Source organism: Microbispora sp. H10836, from assembly GCF_012999525.1.
GTDB lineage: Bacteria > Actinomycetota > Actinomycetes > Streptosporangiales > Streptosporangiaceae > Microbispora.
The window spans coordinates 1-24,301 of record NZ_JABBWU010000007.1; the positions used below are offsets into that span (position 1 = coordinate 1).

Genomic DNA, 24,301 nt, shown 5'->3' on the forward strand with positions numbered 1-24,301 from the left:
CAGCCGATGGCGATGCGGGCGGCGGCCCAGGCGTAGCGGGCGGGGCCGGCGGTCGTCCGGGGCGCAGTGGCGGGGGTCGTCTGGGGCGCGGTGGTGGCGGCGTCGAGGTGAGTCCTCTGGTTACGCCCTTCGATGGTGGCCATGACCGGCCCCTTTCAACGTTTCGCGTCTTTGCTCTGTCTTTGACATCTCAAGCAAACCGCGATCACCGGCCCTGCCGCAGGAGCCGTACGGCACGCCGCGTCCGCCCCGAAGTCCCATGATCATGGGACTTTCGGCCCGGCGGCCGAACCTCACCAGGCCCAGTCCTCCGGGGCGGGGCCGCCCTTGCCGACCGGAGGGAACAGCTCCTCCAGCCGGGCCAGGGTCTCGGCGGGCAGCTTGGGCCGAGGTGGACCGTGCCTGGGCCGGGCACCGGGCACCGCCGGAGATCGAGCGGTTCGCGACCGACCCGGCGGGCGCGCCGGCCGAGACGGTGCGAGCCGCCGGCGGCGCTGGCCGCCCTGCTCGGCCCGACCCGCGCGGCTACCTCACCAAGGACGCGGGACGGGCGCAGATCGCGGCCGCCCTGCGCGCCACGGTGTCCGGTCAGTCGGCCTTCGGCCCTGCGATCTCCAGGCGGCTGGTACGCGCGATGCTCCGGCCGGACCCGCCGGGCGCGCGGGCGGATCGGTGGAGCAACCCGGACCGGCTCACCCCGCGCGAGGTCGAGGTCCTCGCGCTGATCGCGCAGGGCATGGACAACGCGCGGATCGCCGCGTCGCTGTTCATCGGCGAGACGACGGTGAAGACGCACATCAACAACGCCTTCGCGAAGATCGGAGCCCGCAACCGCAGCGACGCGACGCGCTACGCCTGTCGTCACGGGCTCGCGGGGGAGGATCAGGCGCCGTAGACGGGTTCGGGCGCGGCGGCCCGGCCGAGCAGCTTGGCCACCTCGGGCCCGATCTCGGCGGGGTCCCAGCGGGCGCCCCTGTCGGCGGCCGGGCCGTGCCGGAAGCCCTCGATGACGCAGATCCGGCCGCCCTCGACCTCGAAGACCCGGCCGGTGACGTCCTTCGACTCGGCCGAGCCGAGCCAGACCACCAGCGGGGAGACGTTCTCCGGGGCCATGGCGTCGAACGCGCCCTCCTCGGGAGCGGCCATCGTCGCCGCGAAGACCTGCTCGGTCATCCGCGTGCGGGCGGCCGGGGCGATGGCGTTGACGGTCACGCCGTAGCGGCCGAGCTCGGCCGCCGCGACCAGGGTCAGGCCGACGATGCCTGCCTTGGCGGCGGAGTAGTTGCCCTGCCCCACGCTGCCGAGCAGGCCCGCGCCCGACGAGGTGTTGACCACCCGCGCGTCCACCGGCCGGCCGGCCTTCGACTCGGCCCGCCAGTGCAGCCCGGCATGCTTGAGCGGCAGGAAGTGGCCCTTCAGGTGCACGCGGATCACCGCGTCCCACTCCTCCTCCGACAGGTTGACCAGCATGCGGTCGCGCAGGAACCCGGCGTTGTTGACCAGCACGTCGAGGCGGCCGAAGTGCTCGACCGCGGTCGCCACCAGCCGCCGCGCGCCCTCGTCGGTGGCGATGTCGGACCGGTCGGCCACCGCCTCGCCGCCCAGCGCGCGGATCTCCTCGACCACATCCTGAGCGGGACCCCCTGATCCGGCGTCCGATCCGCCCTCGCCGGACAGGCTCACCCCGAGGTCGTTGACGACGACCTTCGCGCCCTGGCGGGCGAACTCCAGCGCGTGCGCCCGGCCGAGGCCGCGCCCCGCGCCGGTCACGATGACGACTCGATCCCTGCAGATCATCTCGGTCTCTCCAATCGGACATGGGGCATCGCCTGGGGCGATCCGCTCTGCTAGCGTACTTTCTAACAAATGTTAGATGGAAAGGTGCCGCATGGGAATCTCGACCAGCCGTAACGGCGAGGGCGTCGCCGAGGTCGTGGTGGACGCCCCGCCGGTCAACGCGCTGACCGTACGCGGATGGTTCGACCTGGCCGACGCCGTACGGGAGGCCGGTCGCGAGCCGGAGACCCGCGTCGTGGTGCTGCGGGCCGAGGGCCGCGGGTTCAACGCCGGTGTGGACATCAAGGAGATGCAGGCGACCACCGGGTTCGACGCGCTGGTGGGCGCCAACCGCGGCTGCTACGCGGCGTTCGCGGCGGTCTACGAGTGCGAGGTACCCGTGATCGCGGCAGTGCACGGCTTCTGCCTTGGCGGCGGGGTCGGCCTGGCCGGCAACGCAGACGTCGTGGTCGCCTCCGACGACGCCTACTTCGGCCTGCCGGAGGTGGAGCGGGGCGCGCTCGGCGCGGCCACCCACCTCGCGCGGCTGGTGCCCCAGCACCTGATGCGCGCGATGGTCTACACGTGCCGCAACGTCACCGCCGCCGAGCTGCACGCGTTCGGCTCCGTGCTGGAGGTCGTGCCGCCCGAGCGCCTGCGCGACGCGGCGCTGGAGGTGGCGGCCCAGATCGCCGCCAAGGACCCGTACGTCATCCGGCGGGCCAAGGAGTCCCTCAACGGCATCGACCCGGTCGACGTCAAGCGCAGCTACCGGTTCGAGCAGGGCTTCACGTTCGAACTCAACCTCATGGGCGCCGGCGACCGGCACCGGGACGCCTTCGTCGCGGAAGGAGGCCGGTGATGGGCGTCGTCACCTCGATCGAGGAGATCGTCGGCTCGCTGGAGAGCGGCATGACGATCGGCATCGGCGGCTGGGGCTCCCGGCGCAAGCCGATGGCGCTGGTCCGGGCCATCTACCGGTCCTCCCTGACGGACCTGACGATCGTGTCGTACGGCGGGCCGGACGTGGGCCTGCTCTGCGCGGCGGGCAAGGTGCGCCGGGTCGTCGCCCCGTTCGTGACGCTCGACTCGATCGCCCTCGAACCGCACTTCCGGGCGGCCCGGCAGCGCGGGGCCGTCGACTTCACCGAGTATGACGAGGGCATGTTCATGTTCGGTCTGCTCGCGGCGGCGCACCGGCTGCCGTTCCTGCCGACGCGGGCCGGGCTCGGCTCGGACGTGATGCGGATGAACCCCGCTCTGCGCACGGTCCGCTCGCCGTACGACGACGGGGAGGAACTCGTCGCGGTGCCCGCGCTCACGATGGACGTGGCGCTCGTGCACATGGACGTGGCCGACACCCGGGGCAACGGCCGCTACCTCGGCCCCGATCCGTACATGGACGACCTGTTCGCCAAGGCGTCCGGGCGGTGCTTCATGTCCTGCGACCGGCTGGTCGAGCCGGGCGAGCTGGGCGGACCGCCGCAGACACTGCTGGTCAGCCGCATGCACGTGACCGGTGTGGTCGAGACCCCCGGCGGCGGCCACTTCACGGATTCGGGGCAGGGGCGGGACGAGATGTTCCAGCGGCACTACGCCGCCTCGGCGGCCGACCCGGAGGCGTGGGCGGCGTTCGCGGACCGCTTCCTGACCGGCGACGAGGCGGCCTACCAGGAGACCGTGCAGCAGTGGCGTGAGGAGGGGCGATGAGCGCGACCCGGGCGGAGATCTGCGTCGTGGCCTGCGCGGAGGCGTGGCGCGGCGACGGCGAGATCCTGGCGGCGGCGATGGGCACCTGCTCGATCCTGGGCGCCCGGCTGGCGCGGCTCACGTTCGAGCCCGGCCTGCTGACCACGGACGGCGGCGCGCTGCTGACCGCGGAGGCGGTGCCGTTCGGCGCCCCGGCCGGGGCGGTCGAGGGCTGGCTGCCGTTCCGCGAGCATCTGTGGCTGGTGCAGAACGGGCGCAGGCACGTGATGATGGGCGCCTCCCAGATCGACAGGCGGGGCAACACGAACATCTCGGCGATCGGCGACTGGGCTCGGCCGAAGTCGCAGCTCCTCGGTGTCCGCGGGGCCCCCGGCAACACGATCTGCAACCCGACCAGCTACTGGATCCCCAAGCAGTCCACCCGCGTCTTCGTGCCGGAGGTGGACGTGGTCAGCGGCGTCGGCCACGACCGCGCGGCCGGGCTGGGCCCGCGGGCCGCCCGCTTCCACGACCTGCGCCGGGTGGTGACCGACCTCGCCGTGTTCGACTTCGGCACCCCCGACGGCTCGATGCGGCTGGTCTCGGTGCATCCTGGCGTCGAGGTCGAGCAGGTGAGGGCCGCCACCGGGTTCGACCTGACGATCGACGGCGATGTGCCGGAGACCCGGCAGCCCACCGGCGAGGAGCTGCGCGTCATCCGCGAGGTGCTCGACCCGAAGGGACTGCGCTACCGGGAGGTGAAGGCATGATCGGGCCGACACTGGACACCCCGCTCACGCGGCTGACCGGCGTCCGCCACCCGGTCGTGCAGACCGGCATGGGCTGGGTGGCGGGCCCTCGGCTGGTGTCGGCGGTGGCGAACGCGGGCGGCCTCGGCGTCCTCGCCTCGGCCACGATGACCGTGGCCCAGCTCGCCGCCGCCATCGAGGAGGTGCGCTCGCGCACCGACGCGCCGTTCGGGGTGAACCTGCGCGCCGACGCCGGCGACGCGGGCGAGCGGGTCGACCTGCTGATCAGGAACCGGGTGAAGGTGGCCTCGTTCGCGCTGGCTCCGCGTCAGGAGCTGATCGCCAAGCTCAAGGACGCCGGGATCGTGGTGATCCCGTCGGTCGGCGCGCGGCGGCACGCGGAGAAGGTCGCCGCGTGGGGCGCCGACGCCGTGCTGGTGCAGGGCGGCGAGGGCGGCGGTCACACCGGCGCGGTCGCCACGACGCTGCTGCTGCCGCAGGTCGTGGACGCCGTCGACATCCCGGTGATCGCCGCCGGCGGCTTCTTCGACGGGCGCGGCCTGGCCGCCGCCCTCGCGTACGGCGCGGCGGGGGTGGCCATGGGCACCCGGTTCCTGCTGACCTCGGACAGCTCGGTCCCCGACGCGGTCAAGAAGACCTACCTCGGCATGTCCGAGACCGTGGTCACCCGGCAGGTGGACGGCATGCCGCACCGCGTGCTGCGCACCGACCTGGTGGACGGCCTGGAGCGGTCGGGGACGGTGTCCGGACTGGTCCGCGCGGTGCGCAACGCGGCGCGCTTCCGGAAGATCTCCGGGATGTCATGGCCGGGCATGATCCGCGACGGCCTGGCCATGAAACACGGCAAGGAGCTGAGCTGGTCGCAGGTGCTGATGGCGGCCAACACCCCGATGCTGCTGAAGGCCGCCATGGTGGACGGCCGCCCGGACCTCGGCGTGATGGCGTCCGGCCAGGTCGTCGCGCTCATCGACGACCTGCCCACGTGTGAGGAGCTGATCGACTCCATCGTCACGCAGGCCGCCGAGGTCGTGCGCGCTCTCAGCGGGAATCTTGCCGAAAATATGTAGACCGGTCTAGTCTGGCGGCATGACGCGAAGGAACGACACGCGCGAGCGCGTCCTGCGCACCGCCGCCGGGCTCTTCCAGCGGCAGGGCTACAACGCCACCGGCCTCAACCAGGTGCTGGCGGAGAGCCGGGCGCCCAAGGGCTCGCTGTACTTCCACTTCCCCGAGGGCAAGGAACAACTGGCCGCCGAGGCGGTGGCGGTGGCGGGCGGCGAGCTCGGCGAGCGGATCGCCGCCGCCGTGGCAGCCGCCCCCGGTCCCGCCGAGGCCGTCGCCCGGATCGGCGACCTGCTCGCCCGCAACCTGGAGGAGTCGGGATTCGAGGAGGGCTGCCCGGTGGCCACGGTCGCACTGGAGGCCGCCGGCGGCAGCGAACCCATCCGGTCGGCCTGCGACGCGGCGTACGCCTCCTGGCTGAGCGGCCTGGCCGGCTATCTGCGGGCGCACGATGTGGACGAGGCCGAGGCGCTCGCCGACCTGGTGCTGTCCTCGCTGCAGGGAGCGCTCCTGCTCGCCCGCGTGCGCCGCGACACCGGCGTCATCCACTCGGTCACGCGACGGATCGGCGGACTGGTCGCCGACGCCGCCCGGCGAAAGGGCTCCGAATGAAGGTCCACCACCTCAACTGCGGCTCGATGCGGAAGATCGAGCCCATCGACGCCGGTCAAACTCCCGCGCACGCGGTCAGCCACTGCCTGCTCGTCGAGACCGCCCGCGACGGCCTGGTGCTCGTGGAGACCGGGCTCGGGCTCGGCGACGTACGCGACCCGGCGGGCTCGCTCGCCGCGGACTGGACGGAGATGGTCGAGCCGGTGCTCGACCCGGCAGAGACCGCCGTGCGCCAGGTCGAGCGGCTCGGTCACGCGCCCGCCGACGTGCGGCACATCCTGCTGACCCACCTCGACGTCGATCACTCCGGCGGCCTGCCGGACTTCCCGGACGCCCGGGTGCACGTCATGGAGGAGGAACTGGCCGCCGCCGTGGCGGAGGCCCCCAGCAGGCGCTACCGGCCGGCGCACTGGGCCCACCGGCCCCGCTGGGTGACGTACGAGTCCGGCGTGGGCGAGGAGTGGTTCGGCTTCGGCGGCGTGCGGCGGCCGCACGGGCTGCCGCCGGACTTCCTGCTGGTGCCGCTCGGCGGGCACACCGCCGGGCACGCGGCGGTGGCCGTCCGTGCCGGTGACCGGTGGCTGCTGCACGCGGGCGACGCGTACTTCTACCACGGCGAGCTGCGGGCGGGGGAGCCGGAACCGCACCCGCTGCTCGACCTCGTGCAGACCGGCTCCCAGGTCGACGCGGAGCTGCGGCTGCGCAACCGCGACCGCCTGCGCGCGCTCGTCCGCGACCACGCGGGCGAGGTCGAGGTCTTCTCCGCCCACGACCCGTGGGAGCTGCGCCGTTACGAGTCAACGGGCGAGTGAGGCGACCACCCGGGCCCGGTGGTCCGACGGCGAACCCCACGCCGTGTACAGGGCGCGGGCCCTGCGGATCAGCAGGCTGGGGTCGTACTCGTCCGTATATCCGATCGCGCCGTGCACCTGCAGGGCGATCTTCGCCGCCGCGTACGCCGCCTCGGCCGCCGCGGCCTTGGCCGCCGACACGTCCCGGGCGAAGTCCGGCGTCCCGTACGCCAGGGCGGCGCCGTGCACCAGCGGCCGGGCGTACTCCAGCCCGACCAGGGCGTCGGCCAGGTGGTGCTTGACCGCCTGGAACTCGCCGATCGGCCGGCCGAACTGCCGCCGGGTCCTCGCGTAGTCCACCGACACCTCCAGCAGGCGGCGTCCCGTGCCCACGAGCTGCGCGGCGCACGCGAGCACGCCCATGTCGTAGGCCTCGGCGGCGGCGGCCGCGACCCGCGGTCCCTCGGCGAGCACCTCGCCCGGCGTGACGGGGAACAGCCGCCGGGCGGGGTCGAGCGACGCGCGCACCCCGCCGGGGACGGCGGCGCACAGCCGCCCGCCGTCCACCAGCAGGGCCAGGCCGGCGGCGTCGGCGTCCAGCGCGTACGGCACGGCCGGGGGCAGCGCGAGCGTGACGATGGCGGTGCCCTCGGCGATCGCGGGCAGCCACCGGCCCGCGATCGCCTCGTCGCCCAGCAGGTCGAGCAGCACGGCGGCGGCCACGGTCTCGGCGTACGGCCCGGGCGCGCCGTGCCTGCCGAGCTCGTGGAACGCGGTCACCAGCTCGACCGGCAGCGGCCCGGCCCCTCCGGCCGGCTCGGGCACGGCGACCGCGAACACCCCCGCGTCCGCCAGCGAACGCCACAGCGCGAGGCCGCGCTCGCGCCGTCCGGCGGCCCAGTCGCGCACCACGCCCGGCACGGCCGCCTCGGTGAGCAGCTTGTCGAGGGTCTCGCCGAACAGCCGCTGCTCGGCGTCGAGGACGAATCTCATCGGCTTCCCGCCTTCGGCAGGCCGAGCACGCGCTCGGCGATCACGTTGCGCTGGATCTCGTTGGTCCCGGCGTAGATCGGGCCGGCCAGGGAGAAGACGTAGCCCTCCAGCCACTCGCCCGCCAGCTCGCCGTCCGGGCCGAGCAGGTCGAGGGCCGTCTCGTGCAGCGCCACGTCCAGCTCCGACCAGAAGATCTTGTTGACGCTCGACTCGGCGCCGACGTCCTCCGTACGGGAGATCGTCTCGAAGCCCTTGAGCCGGTAGGCCCGCGCCTTGATCCACGCGTCGGCCACCCGGTCGCGCATCGCGGTGTCGGCGGGGTCGCCGTGCTCGCGCCACAGCTCCACGAGGCGGTCGGCGGCGGCCAGGAACCGGCCGGGGCTGCGCAGCGTGAGCCCGCGCTCGTTGCCGGTGGTGCTCATCGCGACCTTCCACCCCGAGCCGGGCTCGCCGATCACGTCGCGGTCGGGGACGAACACGTCGTCGAAGAACAGCTCGGCGAAGGCCGGCTTGCCGTCGATGCGGCCGATCGGCCTGCGGGTGATCCCCTCGGCGTCGAGCGGGAACATCAGGTAGGTCAGCCCCCGGTGCCGCTCGGCCTCGGGGCCGGAGCGGAACGGCCCGAAGCCCCAGTCGGCGAAGGCGGCCCGCGAGCTCCACGTCTTCTGGCCGTTGAGCAGCCAGCCGCCGTCGGTCCGGGTCGCGGTCGCGCGCAGGGACGCCAGGTCGCTGCCCGCCCCGGGCTCCGACCACGCCTGCGCCCAGATCACCTCGCCGGAGGCCATCGACGGCAGGACGCGGGCGAGCTGCTCGGGCGTGCCGTGCTGGAACAGCGTGGGCGCGAGCAGGTTGATGCCGTTCTGGCTGACCCGTCCCGGCCCGCCGGCCGCGTAGTACTCCTCCTCGAAGACCAGCCACTCCAGCGGGGTGGCGTTCCGGCCGCCGTACTCCTCGGGCCACGACACCACCGACAGGCGGGCCTCGTGCAGCTCGCGCTCCCAGGCGCGGTGGGCGGCGAAGCCCTCCTCGATCTCCAGGGACGGCAGGGGAGCGGCGGGCACGTGCTCGCGGAGCCAGGCGCGCACCTCCGCCCGGAACGGCTCCACCGACGACAGGTCAAGATCCATCGGCGGCCGCCTTCATGCTCTTGGGGTCCATCCCGGCCAGGGAGTCGGCCGAGGTCTCGGCGTTGTGGGCGTGGGCGAGGTGGTGCAGGCCGAAGACCGAGTCCATCCCGGCGTGCATGCCCTGCAGGTCCTCGGCCTGGTTGACCGCCTTCTTGGTCAGCGCCAGGCCCATCCGCGGCATCGCCGCGATCTTCTCGGCCAGCGCGAGGGTCTCCGTCTCCAGGTCCTCGCGCGGCACGACCCGGTTGACCATGCCCACCTCGTACGCCCGCCGGGCGGGCATCCGGTCGCCGGTGAACAGGAACTCCTTGGCGATCCTGGGCGGCATCGCCCAGGGGTGGGCGAAGTACTCCACTCCCGGGATGCCCATCCGTACGACGGGGTCGGCGAAGAACGCGTCGTCGGAGGCGACGATCAGGTCGCAGACCCAGGCGAGCATGAGCCCGCCCGCGATGCACGCGCCCTGCACCATGGCGATCGTCGGCTTGGGAATCTCCCGCCACCGCCGGCACATGCCCAGGTAGACCTCCGACTCCCGCGCGAAGCGGCTCTCGGCGCCCTCCTTGCCGACGTGGTCCCACCACAGGCTCGCCCTGCGCTCGAACGAGACGTGGGCGTCCCTGCCGGGCGTGCCGATGTCGTGCCCGGCCGAGAAGTGCCTGCCCTCTCCGGCCAGGACGATCACCTTGACCTCGTCGTCGGTCACGGCCTGGTAGAAAGCCTCGTCCAGCGCGTACGTCATCGCCGAGTTCTGCGCGTTGCGGTACTCCGGGCGGTTCATGGTGACCACCGCCAGGGGGCCGCGACGCTCGTAGCGGACGACCTCCGCAGGACCCTTCTCGGAATCCTCCGTCATGAGAACCTCCACGTCATGGGACCCTCGATTTTTTCTAACAACTATTTGGTAGAGTAAACCACGAGACGCACGGCGAGGAGAGGGCCCTTCGGGTCCGTGAAGGGTAGAGGGCATGCCGACCTACGTGACCGGTCACGGTCTGCTGCGTGATCGGGTGGCCGTGGTGACCGCCGCGGCCGGCACCGGCATCGGGGGCGCCTGCGCCCGGCGCATGCTGGAGGAGGGCGCGCGGGTGGTCGTCAGCGACGCCCACGAGCGCAGGCTCGGCGAGAGCCTGGCCGTGCTGCGCGAGGAGTTCGGCGCGGACTCGGTGACCGCCGTGCCCTGCGACGTCACCTCCGAGGAGCAGGTCCAGCGCCTGTTCACCGAGGCGGAGGAGCGCTTCGGGCCGGTCGACGTCGTCGTCAACAACGCCGGGCTCGGCGGCACGGCGACGCTCGTCGAGATGACCGACGAGCAGTGGGGCCGGGTGCTCGACGTCACGCTGACCGGCACCATGCGGTGCACCCGTGCCGCGCTGACGCGCATGCAGCCGAGGGGCCGTGGCGTGATCGTCAACAACGCCTCTGTGATCGGCTGGCGGGCGCAGGAGGGCCAGGCGCACTACGCGGCGGCCAAGGCCGGCGTCATGGCGCTGACCAGGTGCGCGGCGATCGAGGCCGCGCCGTACGGCGTGCGGATCAACGCCGTCGCGCCCTCGCTGGCCATGCACCCCCACCTGGCCAAGGTCACGACCGACGAGCTGCTGGCCGAGCTGACCAGGAAGGAGGCCTTCGGCCGCCACGCGGAACCATGGGAAGTCGCCAACGTTATCGTCTTCCTCGCGAGCGACTACTCCTCCTACATGACCGGAGAGGTCGTCTCGGTCTCCAGCCAGCACCCCTGAGAGGTCGACTACCCATGAGCCCACGACGCAGAGACGCAGAGAGCACCGCGGCCGCCCGCGCCGAGCGGCGGGCCGAGCTGCTGGCCACCGCGGCCGAGGTGTTCGCGTCCCGGGGCTACGCGGCCACGACGGTCCGCGAGGTGGCGGAGGCCGCCGACATGCTGGGCGGCAGCCTCTACTACCACTTCGACTCCAAGGAGTCGATGGTCGACGAGATCCTCTCCGCGTTCCTCACCGAGCTGTGGGCGGCGTACGACAAGGTGACCGGCTCCGGTCTCGGCGCACGGGAGACCTTCGAGGCGCTGATCGTGGAGTCGTTCCGCACGATCCACCGGCACCGCCCGGCCGTCGTGATCTACCAGAACGAGTCCAAGCACCTCGCGACGAGTCCGCGCTTCTCCTACCTGACGGAGTCGCAGCGGCGCTTCCGTGAGATGTGGCTGACGGTGCTGGACCGCGGGGTCATCGACGGCGTCTTCCGTGCCGACCTCGACACGGGCCTCATCTACCGCTTCATCCGCGACACCGTGTGGCTGGCCGCGAGCTGGTACCGAGGTGACGGCAGGCTGCCGGCCGAAGAGATCGCCAGGCAGTACATAGCGATGGTCCTGGAAGGGATCCTGACAACAACCTGAGGAGTTGTGCGATGGCGGAGGCATACATCGTCGAGGCGGTGCGCACCCCCGTGGGCAGGCGGAACGGAGGCCTTTCCGGCGTCCACCCCGCCGACCTCGGCGCGCACGCGCTGATCGAGCTCGTGAAGCGCTCCGGGGTGGACCCGGCCGCGGTGGAGGACGTGGTCTTCGGCTGCCTGGACACGGTGGGCCCGCAGGCCGGCGACATCGCCCGCACCTGCTGGCTGGCCGCCGGGCTGCCCGAGGAGGTGCCGGGCGTGACCGTCGACCGGCAGTGCGGATCCTCCCAGCAGGCCGTCCATTTCGCCGCGCAGGCCGTGATGTCCGGCACCAGCGACCTCGTCGTCGCCGGCGGCGTGCAGAACATGTCCCAGATCCCGATCGCCTTCGCCTCGCGCGGCGCCGCCGACTCCCTCGGCCTCACCGAGGGCCCGTACGTCGGCTCGCGCGGCTGGCAGGCCCGGTACGGCAAGCAGGACGTGTCGCAGTTCCGGGGCGCCGAGATGATCGCCAGGGACTGGGACATCTCCCGGGAGGACATGGAGGCGTTCGCCTTCGAGTCGCACCAGCGGGCCATCCGGGCGACCGACGAGGGCCGCTTCGCCCGCGAGATCGCCCCGCTCGAGGGCGTCACCGCCGACGAGGGCCCCCGCCGGGACACCACGCCGGAGAAGATGGCCGGCCTGAAGACCCTGGAGGAGGGCGGGCGGCTGACCGCCGCCGTCGCCTCGCAGATCTCCGACGGCGCGGCCGCCCTGCTCATCGCCTCCGAGGCCGCCGTCAAGGCGCACGGCCTGCGGCCCAGGGCCCGGATTCACCACCTGTCGGCCCGCGGCGAGGACCCCATCCGCATGCTGTCCGCGCCGATCCCCGCCACGGCGTACGCGCTGAAGAAGACCGGCATGTCGATCGGCGACATGGACGTCGTCGAGATCAACGAGGCGTTCGCGTCGGTCGTGCTGGCCTGGCTCAAGGAGACGGGCGCCGACCCCGCCCGGGTCAACCCCAACGGCGGCGCGATCGCGCTCGGCCATCCGCTCGGGGCGACCGGCGCCCGGCTGATGACCACCATGCTGCACGAGCTCGAGCGCACCGGCGGCCGGTACGGCCTGCAGACCATGTGCGAGGGCGGCGGCCAGGCCAACGTCACGATCATCGAGCGCCTGTAGTTCCCGCGTGCGCGGTGAGGACCGCACCGGGCGGCGCCGATTCCGGAGCGCGGCGCCCGGCGCGGTAACCTCAACCGTCCACCGCTGTTTGGGAGCCCGGATGGCCTGCACGCACCACGACCGCACCACGACGACCCGCGTCTCGGGGATCCACGTTTCGGGGGTCCGGCGATGAGCGCCGTCACGGGTGAGGCGGCGCGCCGCCGCACGTTCGCGGTGATCAGCCACCCGGACGCCGGAAAGTCCACGATGACCGAGGCGCTCGCCCTGCACGCCTCGGCGATCAGCCAGGCGGGAGCCGTGCACGGCAAGGCCGGCCGGCGGGGCGTGACGTCCGACTGGATGGAGATGGAGCGGGCCCGCGGCATCTCCATCACCTCGGCCGCGCTGCGCTTCGACTACCGCGACCACGTGTTCAACCTGGTCGACACGCCGGGCCACGCGGACTTCTCCGAGGACACCTATCGCGTGCTGGCCGCCGTCGACTGCGCGGTCATGCTGCTCGACGCGGCCAAGGGCATGGAGCCGCAGACCATGAAGCTGTTCGAGGTCTGCCGCCACCGCCGCATCCCGGTCATCACCTTCGTCAACAAGTGGGACCGGCCGGGCCAGGAGCCGCTGGAACTGCTCGACGAGATCGAGGAGCGCACCGGCCTGCGTCCCACGCCGGTGACCTGGCCGATCGGCGCCGCAGGGAACTTCCACGGTGTGGTCGACCGCCTGGAGGACCGCATCGTCCGCTACACCCGCACGCCCGGCGGCGCCACCAAGGCGCTGGAGACCGAGCTGACCCCCGAGCAGGCCGTCGCCGAGCTCGGCGCCGACTGGACCCGCGCGGGGGAGGAAGCCGACCTGCTCGCCGCCATCGGCGCCGAGCACGACCAGAAGGCGTTCGAGGCGCACGAGTCCACGCCGGTGCTGTTCGGCGCGGCGCTGTCCAACTTCGGCGTGGCGCGGCTGCTGGACGTGCTCGTCGACCTGGCCCCCGCCCCCGCGCCCCGGCTCGACGTCGAGGCCGCGGCCCGGCCGCTGGACGCGCCGTTCTCCGGCCTGGTCTTCAAGGTGCAGGCCAACATGGACCCCGCCCACCGTGACCGCATCGCGTTCGTCCGCGTCTGCTCCGGCCGGTTCGAGCGCGGCATGGTGCTCACCCACGCCGCCACCGGCCGCCCCTTCGCCACCAAGTACGCCCAGTCGGTGTTCGGCCAGGAACGCGCGACCATCGACGAGGCGTACCCGGGAGACGTCGTCGGGCTGGTCAACGCCACCGCGCTGCGGCCGGGGGACACCCTTTACGAGGGGAAGCCGGTGGAGTTCCCGCCCATCCCCAGCTTCGCCCCCGAGCACTTCGCCGTCGCCCGTTCCCGCAGCACCGCCAAGGCCAAGCAGTTCCGCCGCGGCATCGACCAGCTCGACGGCGAGGGCGTGATCCAGGTGCTCCGCTCCGACCTGCGCGGCGACCAGGCCCCCGTGCTGGCCGCGGTCGGGCCCATGCAGTTCGAGGTCGTGCAGCACCGCCTGGCCACCGAGTTCGGCGCGGAGATCGTCCTCGACCGGCTGGAGTACACGCTCGCCCTCCGCACCGACGCCGAGTCGGCGGAGGTGCTCCGGCGCCAGCGCGGCGCGGAGGTGCTCACCCGCAGCCGCGACCAGGCCCTGCTCGCCGTGTTCAGCGACCAGTGGCGCATGCGCTCCATCCAGCGCGAACACGACGGTCTCACCCTCGAACCGCTGATCGCCGGTCAGGGCCTCCCCGGCCCGTCCGCCTGACGCGCGCTCTAGATCTGGGACAGCACGTACCGGATGAAGCCCTGCCACCTTCCTCTGCGGGCGTACGGCCCGAGTGTCAGCTCCAAGGTCCTGCGCAGTGGATGTGGAGAGTTCATGATCGCTTCGTTGCGCCGGATCAGCCCTGACAGTTCGTGCGGCTCGGGTAGCCGGTCGCTCTTGTCGAGATTGCACCCGGCATGCGCGGGGACCAGGTTCCATACGGCGTCGGCGCGGTCACCTACGACGACCTGGAGCGCGTCGATCGCGGCCTCTACCGTCTCGTCGGTGATTGAGGTTTCCCGGCCTCAGCTTCGCGTGAGCGTCCAGGGGCCGTCGGCGTGGACGGTGACGAGGCGGGTGCCCGTGGGCAGCAGCACCTTGCCCTTGTAACGGCCGATCTCGTTGACCAGCAGGTCGGAGTAGGAACCCGGCCGGGTGTAGGCGTGCACGATGAAGTTGGCCTCGCCGCTGTGCGCGGCCCGCATCGTGCGCAGGCCGCGGGTGGGGGAGAGCTTCAGCACCTGGTCGCCCCGGCCACGGATGGTCGCGGCGCACCAGCAGCGCGCCCTGCCCAGCGGCATGAAGGTCGCGGTCCAGGCGCCGTCGGCCCTGATCGCGAGGCCGCTCGTGCCCTTGGCGCCGTAGTCGTTGTAGAGGACGGTCCCGTCGTACGGGCCGATCTCGTTGACCAGCAACTCGCCCGGCTTCCCCCGGGGGTCGACGGTGTGGACGATGAAGTTCGACTCGCCGCGATGGGTGAGACGGAGGAGGCCGGGCTTCTTGGTCGTGTGGATCCGTACGACGTCGTCGCCCTCACCGTGGAACCTCGTGTCGGCCTGGGCGGCGGTGGGAGTGGTGAGCGCGGCGGCGGTCAGGGCGAACACGGCCAGCATGCGGCGGAGCATGGTTCTCCTCAAGGGGATCAGGGATAGCGGACAGCCCGCTCGGCGGGCGGACGACGGGTGACGAGAACCTCGGCGAAGTCCTCGGCGATGGAGGTGATCGTGGCGTGGCCCTCCACCCGCGCGGCCCATTCGGCCGGGAGCGCCTCGGCGCCGTGCCAGGCGCCGAGGATGTTGCCGCAGATCGCGCCGGTGGAGTCGGAGTCGCCCGAGTGGTTGACCGCCAGGAGCAGGGCCGTACGGGCATCGGGAGCGGCCAGCGCGCAGTAGACGGCGATGGCGAGCGCCTCCTCGGCGACCCAGCCGCCGCCGAGCCGCTCGACCTTTTCCGCCGAGGGGGCGCCCGCGGAGGCGAGATCGAGAGCGGCGCGCAGCGCCGCGGCCGTCTCCCCGCCGTCGCAGCCGAGGCGGCCGAGGGCACGGCCGACCGCGCGCCGGAGGTCCTCGCCGTAGGCGAGACCGCCGATGATCAGGGCGAGCGCGCCGGCGGCGTCCGCGGCGGCCGGGTGCCCGTGGGTGATCCTGGCGCAGCGGGCCGCGTGCTCGAACCGCAGGCTGACGAACCCGAAGGGAGCCGCGCGCATGACCGCCCCGCAGCCCTTCGACTGCGGGCTCACGGGTCCCGTACGGTCCGGCGGCTCGACGTCGGACCGGGGCCGGACACCCGACCGCAGCCCGGACAGGCAGGTGAGGCCGGGTGCGCGCCGCGCGTACAGCCAGGGCTGCTCACGCAGCCACCCGGTGCGGAACCCGCCGTCCGCCGGCGGCGGCGCGGGATGGTCCTGCGTGTCGAGCCAGCGCAGGTACGCGTCGTGTACGGCGGCGACCGTGTCCCGTCCGTGGAGCAGGGCGCGGATGAGCCCCTCCACGGTGAACAGGGTCATCTGGGTGTCGTCGGTGACCTCGGTGCTCACCATGGTGGTCAGCCCGCCCGGGCCGTACGCCGCACGGATCCCCCGCAGCGACAGGAACTCGACGGGGTTGCCGAGCGCGTCCCCGATCGCCCCGCCGAGCAGGCACCCCAGGACGCGGGACCTCAGGCTGGCGACGTGCCGGGGCTCGTTCATGGCAGGGAGACGGTGACGCCGCCGGACCAGGCCGAGTCGTGGAGTTCGACGGCCTTGATAGCCAGGTTCTTCGGCACGTCGAAGAGCAGGAAGCCCTTCACGCTGTTGCCGGGGTTGATCTTCTCCAGGAACGCGTTGGAGCCCTGAAGCCAGACGGCCGCCCCTGTGTCGGCGTCGAACGTGCGTCCCTTGGTGTCGATGAGCTTCTGCGCGTAGTCGGTGAACGTCTGGGCCTCGTCGCCGATGTTCTTCACGGTCAGGTGCACCAGGACGTACTGTCCCTGCGCCTTGTGCACGGTGAAGCCCTCGCCGACCTGGGACAGCCCCTTCTCCACCTTGGTGACCTTGAAGGCGAACCTGCCGTCCTTGGCGACGTCGCCCAGGCCGGGAACGCGGGCTTCCCGCGAGGGCCGGGACGTGCGGGTCTTGGCCGCCTGCGCGGTCCCCTCCGGGCTTTCCGTCAGGCTGACCCGGGAGTCGCCGCCGCGGCCGCCGAGAACGACACCGACGACGATCAGGCTCATGAGCACGGCCGCGCCGACGAGCACGGCCTTCAGGCAGCCGTTGCCCTTCTTCTGCACGATCACGGTCGGCGGGTACTGCTGGCCGTGCGGCTGCTGGGGGTACGGCTGCTGCGGATTCTGGTGCACCTGGCACGCTCTCCTTCCTCTCCGCCACCCCTCGGCGACGGGCGAAGCCAGTAGAGCACATGTGAATTGCGCACACAAGTTGTTTGTGGCTGTCCTATGTTCTAGTCGTTACACAGCTTCCCTGGCGAACAGAGTGGTGGGTCTGGTTGAATCGCCCCACAATCCGCGAGATCACCACGGAGGGCGCGTGCAGCCGCTTTTGGGGAGCGATCCCCACAGGATCGGTCCATATCGGGTCATCGGCCGGCTCGGCGCGGGCGGTATGGGCGTGGTCTACGCGGCCGTCGACGATTCGGGCCGCCGAGTGGCGGTCAAGGTGGTGCACGAGGCCCTGTCGGTCGACCTGGAGTTCCGGCGCCGGTTCAGCCGGGAGGTATCCGTGCTGGCCGGAGTCGAGGGCGCCTGCGTCGCCCACGTGCTCGCCGCCGATCCCGGCACCGAGCGCCCCTGGCTCGCCACCGAGTTCGTCCCCGGCCCCACGCTGGAGCAGCACGTGCGGGCGGAGGGACCTCTGGCCGGCGACGCGCTGTACGGCCTGGCGGCGGGGCTGGCCGAGGCGCTGGTCGCCATGCACGCCGCGGGGGTCGTCCACCGCGACCTCAAGCCGCCGAACGTGATCCTGTCGCCGGAGGGCCCCCGGCTCATCGACTTCGGGATCGCCAAGGTCCTCGACGAGACCTCCATGACCCACACCGGCACACTGGTCGGCTCGCCCGGCTGGATCAGCCCCGAGGAGTACGGCGAGGGCGGTGCGGGCACCCCCGCCGACGTGTACGGCTGGGCGCTGCTCGTGCTCTACGCCACCACCGGTGAGCCGCCGTACGGCACGGGCCGGCCGGAGATCCTGGCCTACCGGGTGCGCGAGGAGATGCCGGACGTCGAACCGGTGCCCGAGGCGCTGAGCGACCTCGTGCGCCGCGCGCTGGCCAAGGACCCCGCGGCGCGGCCCACCGCCGGCGAGGCGCTCGCCGAGGTGACCACCACCTGGCAGGGAGCAGAGAGCGAAGAGGAGCGGCCCGACGTCACCGCGTTGATCGAGCGTACGTGGGTGCTGCCCGAGAAGGGGACCCCGGAATGGCCCAAGCCGGCCGTCCCTCCACCGCCGACCACGCTCCTCCGCGTCCCGGAGGCACGGGAAGATCCTGGAACGCTCCCGGCGCCGGTGGAGGCCTCCGTCACGGCCCCGGCCGTGATCGGCGCCCCGGGTTCCGGCCCGAACTGGGTGCATGCGTACATCGCGACGGCCGCGGCCGTGACACTGATCGTCGTAACCGCCATCATCGCCTCGTCCGCATCCGGTCGGGAACGTTCCACGACGGTGGCCGAGATGGCGGCGCCGTCCCCGGCGACCTCCCCGTCGCCCTCACCCGCCACGCCGGTCCCCGCCACCACGTTCACCGTGACCCCCACACCGGCCGTGACCCCGAGCGCGAAGAAGCCCAAGCCGAAAGCCAAGAGGGTGTCGTTCCAGGGCATCGCGCTCACCCTCCCCAAGGGCTGGCGGATGCGGCAGGTCCGCAGTGACCTCGCGTGCATCGACTCACCCCACAGCCAGGGTGCGAGCGGCCCCTGGGACTTCGACTGCAAGCCGGACGCGCTGGTCCTGCGCACCGGAGCGAGTAACAGCCGGTGGCCGGGCTCCTCGATCGACGACCCCTACTACGGCTGGCAGGTCGGCAGCCCCATGCCGTGCCTGCGTGACGGGCACGTGTGGCGTGACTGGACCGGCGACTACAGCCTCGACTACGGCCCCTACGCCTACCACGTCCTCGCCTACGACGGCAGTCGCACGGGCTACAGCCTGACGAAGATGGCCGACGGCAGGAAGGCCGCCTACCGGGAGTGGCAGGTGTGGTGCTCGGACTACGGCGCATACAGCATCAAGATCTGGCATCTGCCGCAGTCGAAGGTCTCCCTCTTCGTGCTCAGCGCGCGGCCCGAGGACGCGAAGGGCTACCGGCGGATCGCCGCATCGGCCGACCTGCTCGGCTACGCGCACGCCGCGCCGGTGTGAGCCGGGCCGAGATGGCCGGCGGTGCGTTCAATTGGTGCGGGTGTTCGGCAGATGGTCGCCGAGGTAGCCGACATAGATCTTGCCGGTCACGCCGCCCGAGTCGTCGTGGAAGTACATCCGCGGTGCCGGGTAGCCCACGGCGCGCAGCTTGACGTGGGCCTCCATGACGATCTTCCCGCTGGGATGGACCTCGGCCGGGACGGGGAAGGTGCGCGGCTGACTGAACTTGGCGCTGTTGGTGACCGACGCCGATTCGCGCATGGCGAGCATCCCGGGCGGGATCACGCGCCGGCCGCCGGAGCCGTCCGCGCACCAGTCGTAGAAGCCGCCGGCGAACTCGCCGGAGGAGCGCGCGCGGGCGAAGTCGTCCAGCGCGAGCAGCGCGTCCCACGCCTTGGCCGCCCACGTACGGCTGAGCATCGGGTCGGCGTGATCGAGCCGGACCGCGGCGTTGTCGGTCTGGCCGACGACGAGGTGCGCCAGCCGGGAACGGGCCTCGACCAGGGTCTCGGCGAGGCTCGCGGGCGTGAAGGGCTCGCCGGGCGTCGCGATGCCGTAGACGGGATGACCCGACTCGGCGAGGGTGCGCTCCAGCCAACGGACCCGCTCCTCCAGCACGCGGGCGGCGGTGACGGTTTCGGCGTACTCCTCCCGCAGCAGCTCGTGTGCAATGCGCAGGTCGTCCTCGCTCCCGGCGGGCGCGGCGGGGACGATCAGTTCGCGCAGCCCGGCCAGGTGCAGGCCCAGGGTGCGGACCTCACGCAGCACGTCGCGGCTGGTGTCGGCGCCCGCGGCCAGGCCGAGCGCGGTGTCCAGCTCCTGGCGCATGGCCTTGACGACCATCTCGGCCACCTGGTGCGCGACATCGGGGTCCGGCGACTCGTCGACCACGGCGACCGGCTCCGGCGCGGGCCCGGGCACCGGTTCGGGCTCGGCCGCGCCCGGCGGCGCCGCAGGGGGCGCGGGGGACCTCTGGGGCGACGGGGGCGAGGGGGGTGCCGGGCGGACGGTCAGCGCCATCATCTTCCGCCGCAGTTCCTCCCGCGCTGGATCGACGGGCGCGGGAGGCGGCGTCATCGCCCCCTCCAGTGCCGCGACCTCCGCACGGCCCGCCAGGACCCGCAGCACGACGGGCAGGGACTGACGGACCTCGGGGTGCGGCTCTGCCGCGGACGCACGGCCGATCACGCCGTCGGCGATCGTCTCGAGCGCGCCCTCCTCCCGTAACTTGGCGGGTCGCATCGGCGGATGCCGGTAGGGGCTGCGCTCGGTGGCCGGGTCGAAGGGAGCGGCGTAGGTGCGGATCGCCCCGCCGTACACGCTCAGTTCGTCCCCCATCAAACGGTTGAAGAGGTTCTCCGTGCGCCTGTCCGCGAGCCGGACGACCACTCCTGCCCCGGCCGTCGCCTCCGCCAGCCGATCAGCCCGGGCGGTGTTCTCGTCGCCGTGGCCGGGGGACACCACCACCACGGGAACCCGGCGCCGGGGCTCGGTGAGGACCCGCAGGAACCGGTGCACCTCGTCCTCCGCCAGCACCTCCGCGCGGTCCACCAGATGGATCCCGCCGTCGGTGATGCGCGCGGTGCGCAGGTAGGCGGGGACGAAGCCGGGGGCCCGGGCGTTCCGCCGCGCGTCCCCCTCCTGCTCGACCGTGACCTGAACCCAGCCGGGAGCGCCGTCGAGGAAGACCGCTCTGGTACGCAGTCGCCCGCCGTCCAGGGGTTCCTCGAGGACGTACCGCCCGCACTCGGCGCGCCGCTCCATCACCAGGCGTGCGCCCGCGTGTTCGTGCTCGACCCGCGCCCTCCCGGCGTCCGGTGGCGGGAAACCCTTGGTCTGCGCCCAGGCGGAGAAGACCCGGTGCAACCGCACCCAGATCGGCCGGCCGGGGTCCCGCAGAACCACCTGGTAGAGCTGCGTCGGTGCCATGAGCCGATCCTTCCGCGTACCGCTTGGAGCGTTTCCGGACATGGCAGCGTAACAAGGACATGGGGAGCTTCCTTGTGAATTGGCTAAACAAATAGAGTCGTCCGAATCTGGGCCAGCGGACCGGCTCTCCGCTAGGGTGGGGGACCGATTGGCTGAGCTGGCTGCACCCGTCAAGTTTGGTGTGAACCTGGCATGCTGGTGAGCGTGGACGATTCCGGGGGGTTCATACGTGATGGTCGGCATGGGGACGAGCGCGGGGTTCCGGCGGGCGGGGTCCCGGAGGAACGACGATGAGTCGTGAGGACGTAACGGTCAACGCGGCCGACATCGCGCGGCTCGCCGACGTCGGCAGGGCCGCGGTGAGCAACTGGCGCAAGCGGTTCGAGGACTTCCCGCAGCCGGTCGGGGGCACGGCGAGCAGCCCGGCCTTCTCCCTGGCGGACATCGAGGCGTGGCTGCGCCGCCACGGCCGGTACGTCGAGGTCGCACCGGTCGAGCGGCTCTGGCAGCGGCTGCGGGCCAGCACCGACGACATCCGGCTGGGCGACGCCGTCGCCTACGCGGGAACGCTGCTGCTGTCCGTGCGGGAGGATCCGGAGAGCTGGCGGAACCCGGACGACGACGCCCTGCTCAAGCGGCTACCCGAGCCCCCGCCCGACGGGGTCGCTGTGGACGCCGATCTGGTCAGGGCCATCGCCGAGGTAGGCGAGGCCGAGGGCCCGGCGGCGGCCTTCCGGGGCATCTGCGACCGCTACGTCGAACTGCACTCGCGCAGGCTGCTGGCCACGCCGCGTCCCGTGGCCGATCTGATGGCCAGGCTCGGCGGCACGGCCGGTGCGACGGTCCTCGACCCCGCCTGCGGGATCGGCACGCTGCTGCTCGCCTCCGGCGCCGCGCGCGCCCTGGGCCAGGAGCTCAACGAGAGCGCGGCGCGTCTCGCCAGGATCTGCCTGCGCTTCGCGGACGTCGCGGGCACCGTCGCGGCCGGTGACTCGCTGCGGGCCGATGCCTTCCCCGGCGAACTCGCCGACGTGGTGGTCTGCAACCCGCCGTTCAACGAGCGCGGATGGGGTTACGAGGAACTGACCAGCGACCCGCGATGGGAGTACGGCCTGCCGCCGCGCGGCGAGTCGGAGCTGGCCTGGGTGCAGCACTGCCTGTCCCATGTGAAACCCGGCGGCCTGGTGGTCGTCATGATGCCGGGCACCGCGGCCGCCAGGCGCCCCGGCAGGCGGATCCGGGGCAACCTGCTGCGCGCGGGGGCGCTGCGGGCGGTCATCACGCTTTCTCCGGGAGCCGCTCCCGCCTCCAGCGGCGCACCCGACCTGTGGGTGCTGCGCCGGCCGGCGCCGGGGGACAGCCCGCCGTCCGATGTGCTGATGGTCGACGCGGGTGAGGATCTCGTCCTGGCGGACAAGGCGTGGCAGGCGTTCGCCGAGGGCGCCGAGCTGCCGCCGGGCAGCGGCAGCGTCCGGATCATCGACCTCCTCGACGAGGAGGTCGACCTGACCACCGGCCATCGGGTGGTGTCGCCGGAGCAACCCGGCTCGGCGGGGTACGCGGCCGTGCGGGAGCGGACCGAGGCGCTGCTGCGCGGCCTCGGCGCAGGGCTGCCCAGGCTGGTGGCCGGCGGACGCGGGGAGCTGCCGATGACGACGCTCGGCGAACTCGCCCGCGCGGGCGTGGTGGCGATCATGCAGGGTCCGCTCAAGATGCCCGACGAGGGCGACCTGCCGATGCTCACCGCCCAGGACCTGCTGCTCGGCCGGGCGCCCAGCGGCCGTACGGCCGACGTGGCGGGCCAGGTGCGCATCGAGACCGGAGACGTGGTCGCGCCGCTGATCGCGGGAAGCGGCCCGGTCCCGCGCGTGATGACCGAGTCCGGCGCGGTGCTGGGCGCCCAGCTCCTGATCATCCGGACCGATCCCGAGCGGCTCGACCCGCACTTCCTCGCCGGATGCCTGCGCGCGGCCGGCGGCACCTCGACCAGGCTCGGCTCCTCGATGCGCTTCGATCCCCGCCGGGCGCAGCTACCCCGGCTCGCCGTCGAGGAGCAGCGCAGGTACGGCGAGGCGTTTCGCGGGCTGCTCGAGTTCGAGGACGCGATGAGGGCCGCGCGGGAGATGAGCGAGAGCCTGGTCGCGGCCGGCTTCGACGGCCTGTTCGGCGGCACCCTGCGACTCGAATGATCTGTAGGCCGTCACCGCAGGCGGGCGGCCTAAGAGATGCCGCCCGCGCGAGCAGTAAAGCACGCCTGTGTCAGATTTATGCCTGATGTCCTTCGTGGTGGAGGCGTACGGGAAGGTGGGCGAGGCGCCAGGAGACGGGGAAGAACTGGCGGTCGAGGTCCTCCGGCGCGACGGCCAGTTCGAGGCGGGGGTAACGGCGCAGGAGCGCACCGAAGGCCACCTCGCCCTCCTGCCGGGCCAGCGCCGCGCCCAGGCAGTAGTGCAGGCCGTGACCGAAGCCGACGTGGATCTCCTTGTGCCCGTCGGGTTCCCGGGTGATGTCGAGCCGGTCGGGGTCGTCGAACCGCCGGGGGTCGTAGTTGGCCGACACCAGCACCGCCATCACCGGCTCGCCCCGGCGCACCGTCATGCCGCCGATCTCGACGTCCTCGGCCGCGTACCGGATCCGGGTGCCCTGGACCGGCCCGCACCAGCGCATGAGCTCGTGCACGGCGCGCGGCAGCAGTCCGGGGTCGGCCCGCAGCGCGGCGAGCTGGTCCGGGTGGGTCAGCAGGGCGGCGGTGCCGTTGCCGATCAGATGGGCGGTGGTCTCGTGCCCGGCGAGGACGAGCGTGAGGACCATCGTGACCAGCTCGGTGTCGGTCAGCCGGTCGCCGTCCTCGTCGTGCGTGCGGATCAGGCCGGTCAGCAGGTCACCTGCGGGCTCGGCCCGGCGGCGGGCGATGAGCTCGTGGATGTAGGTCACCATGTGCCGCAGGGGCTCGGCCGCGGCCCCCGGTTCGAGTGACACCAGGCCCTTTCCCCATTCCCGCCACCGCGGGCGGTCCTCCTCGGGGATGCCGACCAGCTCGCAGATGACGGTGATCGGCAGGGGATAGGCGAAATGCTCGATCAGGTCGGCGACGCCGTCCACGGCGTGACCGGGCAGCCGGCCGAGGAGATCCTCGGCGATCTCCTCGACCCGGGGGCGCAGCTCCGCCACCCGGCGGGCGGTGAAGGCGCGGGAGACCAGCCTGCGCAGCCGGAGGTGGTCGTCGCCGTCGGCGTCGAGCACGCTGTCGAGAATGTACGCGGCGTACTCGCGCGGGATGCCGCGGGCCTCGATGAGCTCCTCGCGGATGTTGTGCACGTCCGCACCCGGCACGCTGGCGGGGTTGTTGACGAACCTGCGGTCGCCCAGCACGGTCTTGACGTCGTCGTACCGCGTGACGAGCCAGACGGGGGAGTTCAGGCCGGGGAAGGAGCCGCGCACCATCGGGGCCTGCTCCCGCAGGCGCGCGTAGCCTCCGAACGGATCACGCACCAGGTCCGCGTCGAACAGGTTGACGGGCTCCGTCGTGCCGGACGTGCTCATGACCACCCCCGCGGGTTCGGCATGGTGACCGGGGATGTCAACGTACGTCAGGAAGGGCGT

The 24,301-nt window shown here is 72.6% G+C and carries 22 protein-coding genes; 13 read left to right on the top strand and 9 right to left on the bottom strand.

The genetic code is table 11. From position 1 onward, the window contains the following. Positions 1-391 precede the first annotated feature (391 nt). Positions 392-895: a response regulator transcription factor gene (locus tag HHX30_RS43255; protein WP_169982503.1), complete on the top strand. Its 504-nt coding sequence runs from the start codon at positions 392-394 to the stop codon at positions 893-895. Here the strand turns inward: HHX30_RS43255 and HHX30_RS14680 are convergent. Then, positions 883-1,797 (bottom strand): SDR family oxidoreductase, encoded by a 915-nt coding sequence (locus HHX30_RS14680; protein WP_169982504.1) that lies wholly within the window; start codon positions 1,795-1,797, stop codon positions 883-885. The two genes, HHX30_RS43255 and HHX30_RS14680, sit on opposite strands and share 13 nt — an antisense overlap. Before the next feature lie 91 nt (positions 1,798-1,888). Here HHX30_RS14680 and HHX30_RS14685 point away from each other — a divergent pair, with 91 nt between their 5' ends. Genes HHX30_RS14685 through HHX30_RS14710 form a run of 6 tightly spaced genes read left to right on the top strand, consistent with a single transcriptional unit; the run spans position 1,889 to position 6,721 of the window. After that, positions 1,889-2,638 carry an enoyl-CoA hydratase family protein gene (locus tag HHX30_RS14685; protein ID WP_169982505.1) on the top strand — a complete coding sequence of 250 codons (750 nt, stop codon included), beginning with the start codon at positions 1,889-1,891 and terminating at the stop codon, positions 2,636-2,638. Further along, positions 2,638-3,486, top strand: a complete 849-nt coding sequence (locus HHX30_RS14690) for a CoA transferase subunit A (RefSeq protein ID WP_169982506.1) — start codon at positions 2,638-2,640, stop codon at positions 3,484-3,486. Before HHX30_RS14685 ends, HHX30_RS14690 begins: the two co-directional genes overlap by 1 nt. Next, positions 3,483-4,235, top strand: coding sequence for a CoA-transferase subunit beta (locus tag HHX30_RS14695; RefSeq protein ID WP_169982507.1), 753 nt, complete (start codon positions 3,483-3,485; stop codon positions 4,233-4,235). The genes HHX30_RS14690 and HHX30_RS14695 overlap by 4 nt, the downstream gene beginning before the upstream one ends. Continuing rightward, the gene (locus tag HHX30_RS14700; protein WP_169982508.1) at positions 4,232-5,302 is read left to right on the top strand and encodes a nitronate monooxygenase family protein; all 1,071 of its coding nucleotides are present in this window, start codon (positions 4,232-4,234) and stop codon (positions 5,300-5,302) included. Before HHX30_RS14695 ends, HHX30_RS14700 begins: the two co-directional genes overlap by 4 nt. A 19-nt stretch (positions 5,303-5,321) precedes the next feature. Then, positions 5,322-5,909 carry a TetR/AcrR family transcriptional regulator gene (locus HHX30_RS14705; protein ID WP_169982509.1) on the top strand — a complete coding sequence of 196 codons (588 nt, stop codon included), beginning with the start codon at positions 5,322-5,324 and terminating at the stop codon, positions 5,907-5,909. Beyond that, positions 5,906-6,721, top strand: a complete 816-nt coding sequence (locus HHX30_RS14710; RefSeq protein WP_169982510.1) for an MBL fold metallo-hydrolase — start codon at positions 5,906-5,908, stop codon at positions 6,719-6,721. The genes HHX30_RS14705 and HHX30_RS14710 overlap by 4 nt, the downstream gene beginning before the upstream one ends. On the opposite strand, the gene HHX30_RS14715 is transcribed toward HHX30_RS14710, so the two are convergent. The 3 genes from HHX30_RS14715 to HHX30_RS14725 are packed head-to-tail and all read right to left on the bottom strand — an operon-like array spanning position 6,707 to position 9,676. Further along, positions 6,707-7,693, bottom strand: a complete 987-nt coding sequence (locus HHX30_RS14715; protein WP_169982511.1) for an acyl-CoA dehydrogenase family protein — start codon at positions 7,691-7,693, stop codon at positions 6,707-6,709. The genes HHX30_RS14710 and HHX30_RS14715 overlap by 15 nt on opposite strands. Then, a complete protein-coding gene (locus HHX30_RS14720; protein ID WP_169982512.1) occupies positions 7,690-8,820 on the bottom strand; it encodes an acyl-CoA dehydrogenase family protein in 1,131 nt (376 codons plus the stop codon). Before HHX30_RS14720 ends, HHX30_RS14715 begins: the two co-directional genes overlap by 4 nt. After that, a complete protein-coding gene (locus HHX30_RS14725; RefSeq protein ID WP_169982513.1) occupies positions 8,810-9,676 on the bottom strand; it encodes an enoyl-CoA hydratase in 867 nt (288 codons plus the stop codon). The genes HHX30_RS14720 and HHX30_RS14725 overlap by 11 nt, the downstream gene beginning before the upstream one ends. A gap of 112 nt (positions 9,677-9,788) precedes the next feature. On the opposite strand from HHX30_RS14725, the gene HHX30_RS14730 reads away from it, so the two are divergent. From HHX30_RS14730 to HHX30_RS14745, 4 genes are all read left to right on the top strand, one after another. Next, entirely contained in the window at positions 9,789-10,562 is a 774-nt protein-coding gene (locus HHX30_RS14730; protein ID WP_169982514.1) for an SDR family oxidoreductase, read from the top strand. A 14-nt stretch (positions 10,563-10,576) separates the two neighbouring features. Next, complete coding sequence (locus HHX30_RS14735; protein WP_169982515.1) at positions 10,577-11,197, top strand: TetR/AcrR family transcriptional regulator; 621 nt, start codon at positions 10,577-10,579, stop codon at positions 11,195-11,197. An 11-nt stretch (positions 11,198-11,208) separates the two neighbouring features. Then, entirely contained in the window at positions 11,209-12,366 is a 1,158-nt protein-coding gene (locus HHX30_RS14740) for an acetyl-CoA C-acetyltransferase (protein WP_169982516.1), read from the top strand. A gap of 171 nt (positions 12,367-12,537) precedes the next feature. Further along, the gene (locus HHX30_RS14745; protein WP_169982517.1) at positions 12,538-14,136 is read left to right on the top strand and encodes a peptide chain release factor 3; all 1,599 of its coding nucleotides are present in this window, start codon (positions 12,538-12,540) and stop codon (positions 14,134-14,136) included. A gap of 305 nt (positions 14,137-14,441) precedes the next feature. Here HHX30_RS14745 and HHX30_RS14755 read toward each other — a convergent pair whose 3' ends face one another. From HHX30_RS14755 to HHX30_RS14765, 3 genes are read right to left on the bottom strand one after another with little or no spacing between them, the layout of a single operon-like run. Then, complete coding sequence (locus HHX30_RS14755; protein WP_169982518.1) at positions 14,442-15,041, bottom strand: hypothetical protein; 600 nt, start codon at positions 15,039-15,041, stop codon at positions 14,442-14,444. Positions 15,042-15,058: 17 nt separating this feature from the next. Continuing rightward, complete coding sequence (locus tag HHX30_RS14760; RefSeq protein ID WP_169982519.1) at positions 15,059-16,105, bottom strand: ADP-ribosylglycohydrolase family protein; 1,047 nt, start codon at positions 16,103-16,105, stop codon at positions 15,059-15,061. Next, the gene (locus HHX30_RS14765; protein WP_169982520.1) at positions 16,102-16,755 is read right to left on the bottom strand and encodes a DUF4352 domain-containing protein; all 654 of its coding nucleotides are present in this window, start codon (positions 16,753-16,755) and stop codon (positions 16,102-16,104) included. Before HHX30_RS14765 ends, HHX30_RS14760 begins: the two co-directional genes overlap by 4 nt. Positions 16,756-16,942: 187 nt before the next feature. Here HHX30_RS14765 and HHX30_RS14770 point away from each other — a divergent pair, with 187 nt between their 5' ends. Next, on the top strand, positions 16,943-18,769 hold the full coding sequence (locus HHX30_RS14770; RefSeq protein ID WP_169982521.1) for a serine/threonine-protein kinase: 1,827 nt from the start codon (positions 16,943-16,945) through the stop codon (positions 18,767-18,769). 27 nt (positions 18,770-18,796) lie between these two features. Here HHX30_RS14770 and HHX30_RS14775 read toward each other — a convergent pair whose 3' ends face one another. Beyond that, on the bottom strand, positions 18,797-20,698 hold the full coding sequence (locus tag HHX30_RS14775) for a hypothetical protein (protein WP_169982522.1): 1,902 nt from the start codon (positions 20,696-20,698) through the stop codon (positions 18,797-18,799). A 290-nt stretch (positions 20,699-20,988) separates the two neighbouring features. Here HHX30_RS14775 and HHX30_RS14780 point away from each other — a divergent pair, with 290 nt between their 5' ends. Beyond that, entirely contained in the window at positions 20,989-22,887 is a 1,899-nt protein-coding gene (locus HHX30_RS14780; RefSeq protein WP_169982523.1) for an N-6 DNA methylase, read from the top strand. A gap of 76 nt (positions 22,888-22,963) precedes the next feature. Here the strand turns inward: HHX30_RS14780 and HHX30_RS14785 are convergent, their stop codons facing one another. Further along, complete coding sequence (locus tag HHX30_RS14785) at positions 22,964-24,241, bottom strand: cytochrome P450 (protein ID WP_169982524.1); 1,278 nt, start codon at positions 24,239-24,241, stop codon at positions 22,964-22,966. Positions 24,242-24,301: the final 60 nt, after the last annotated feature.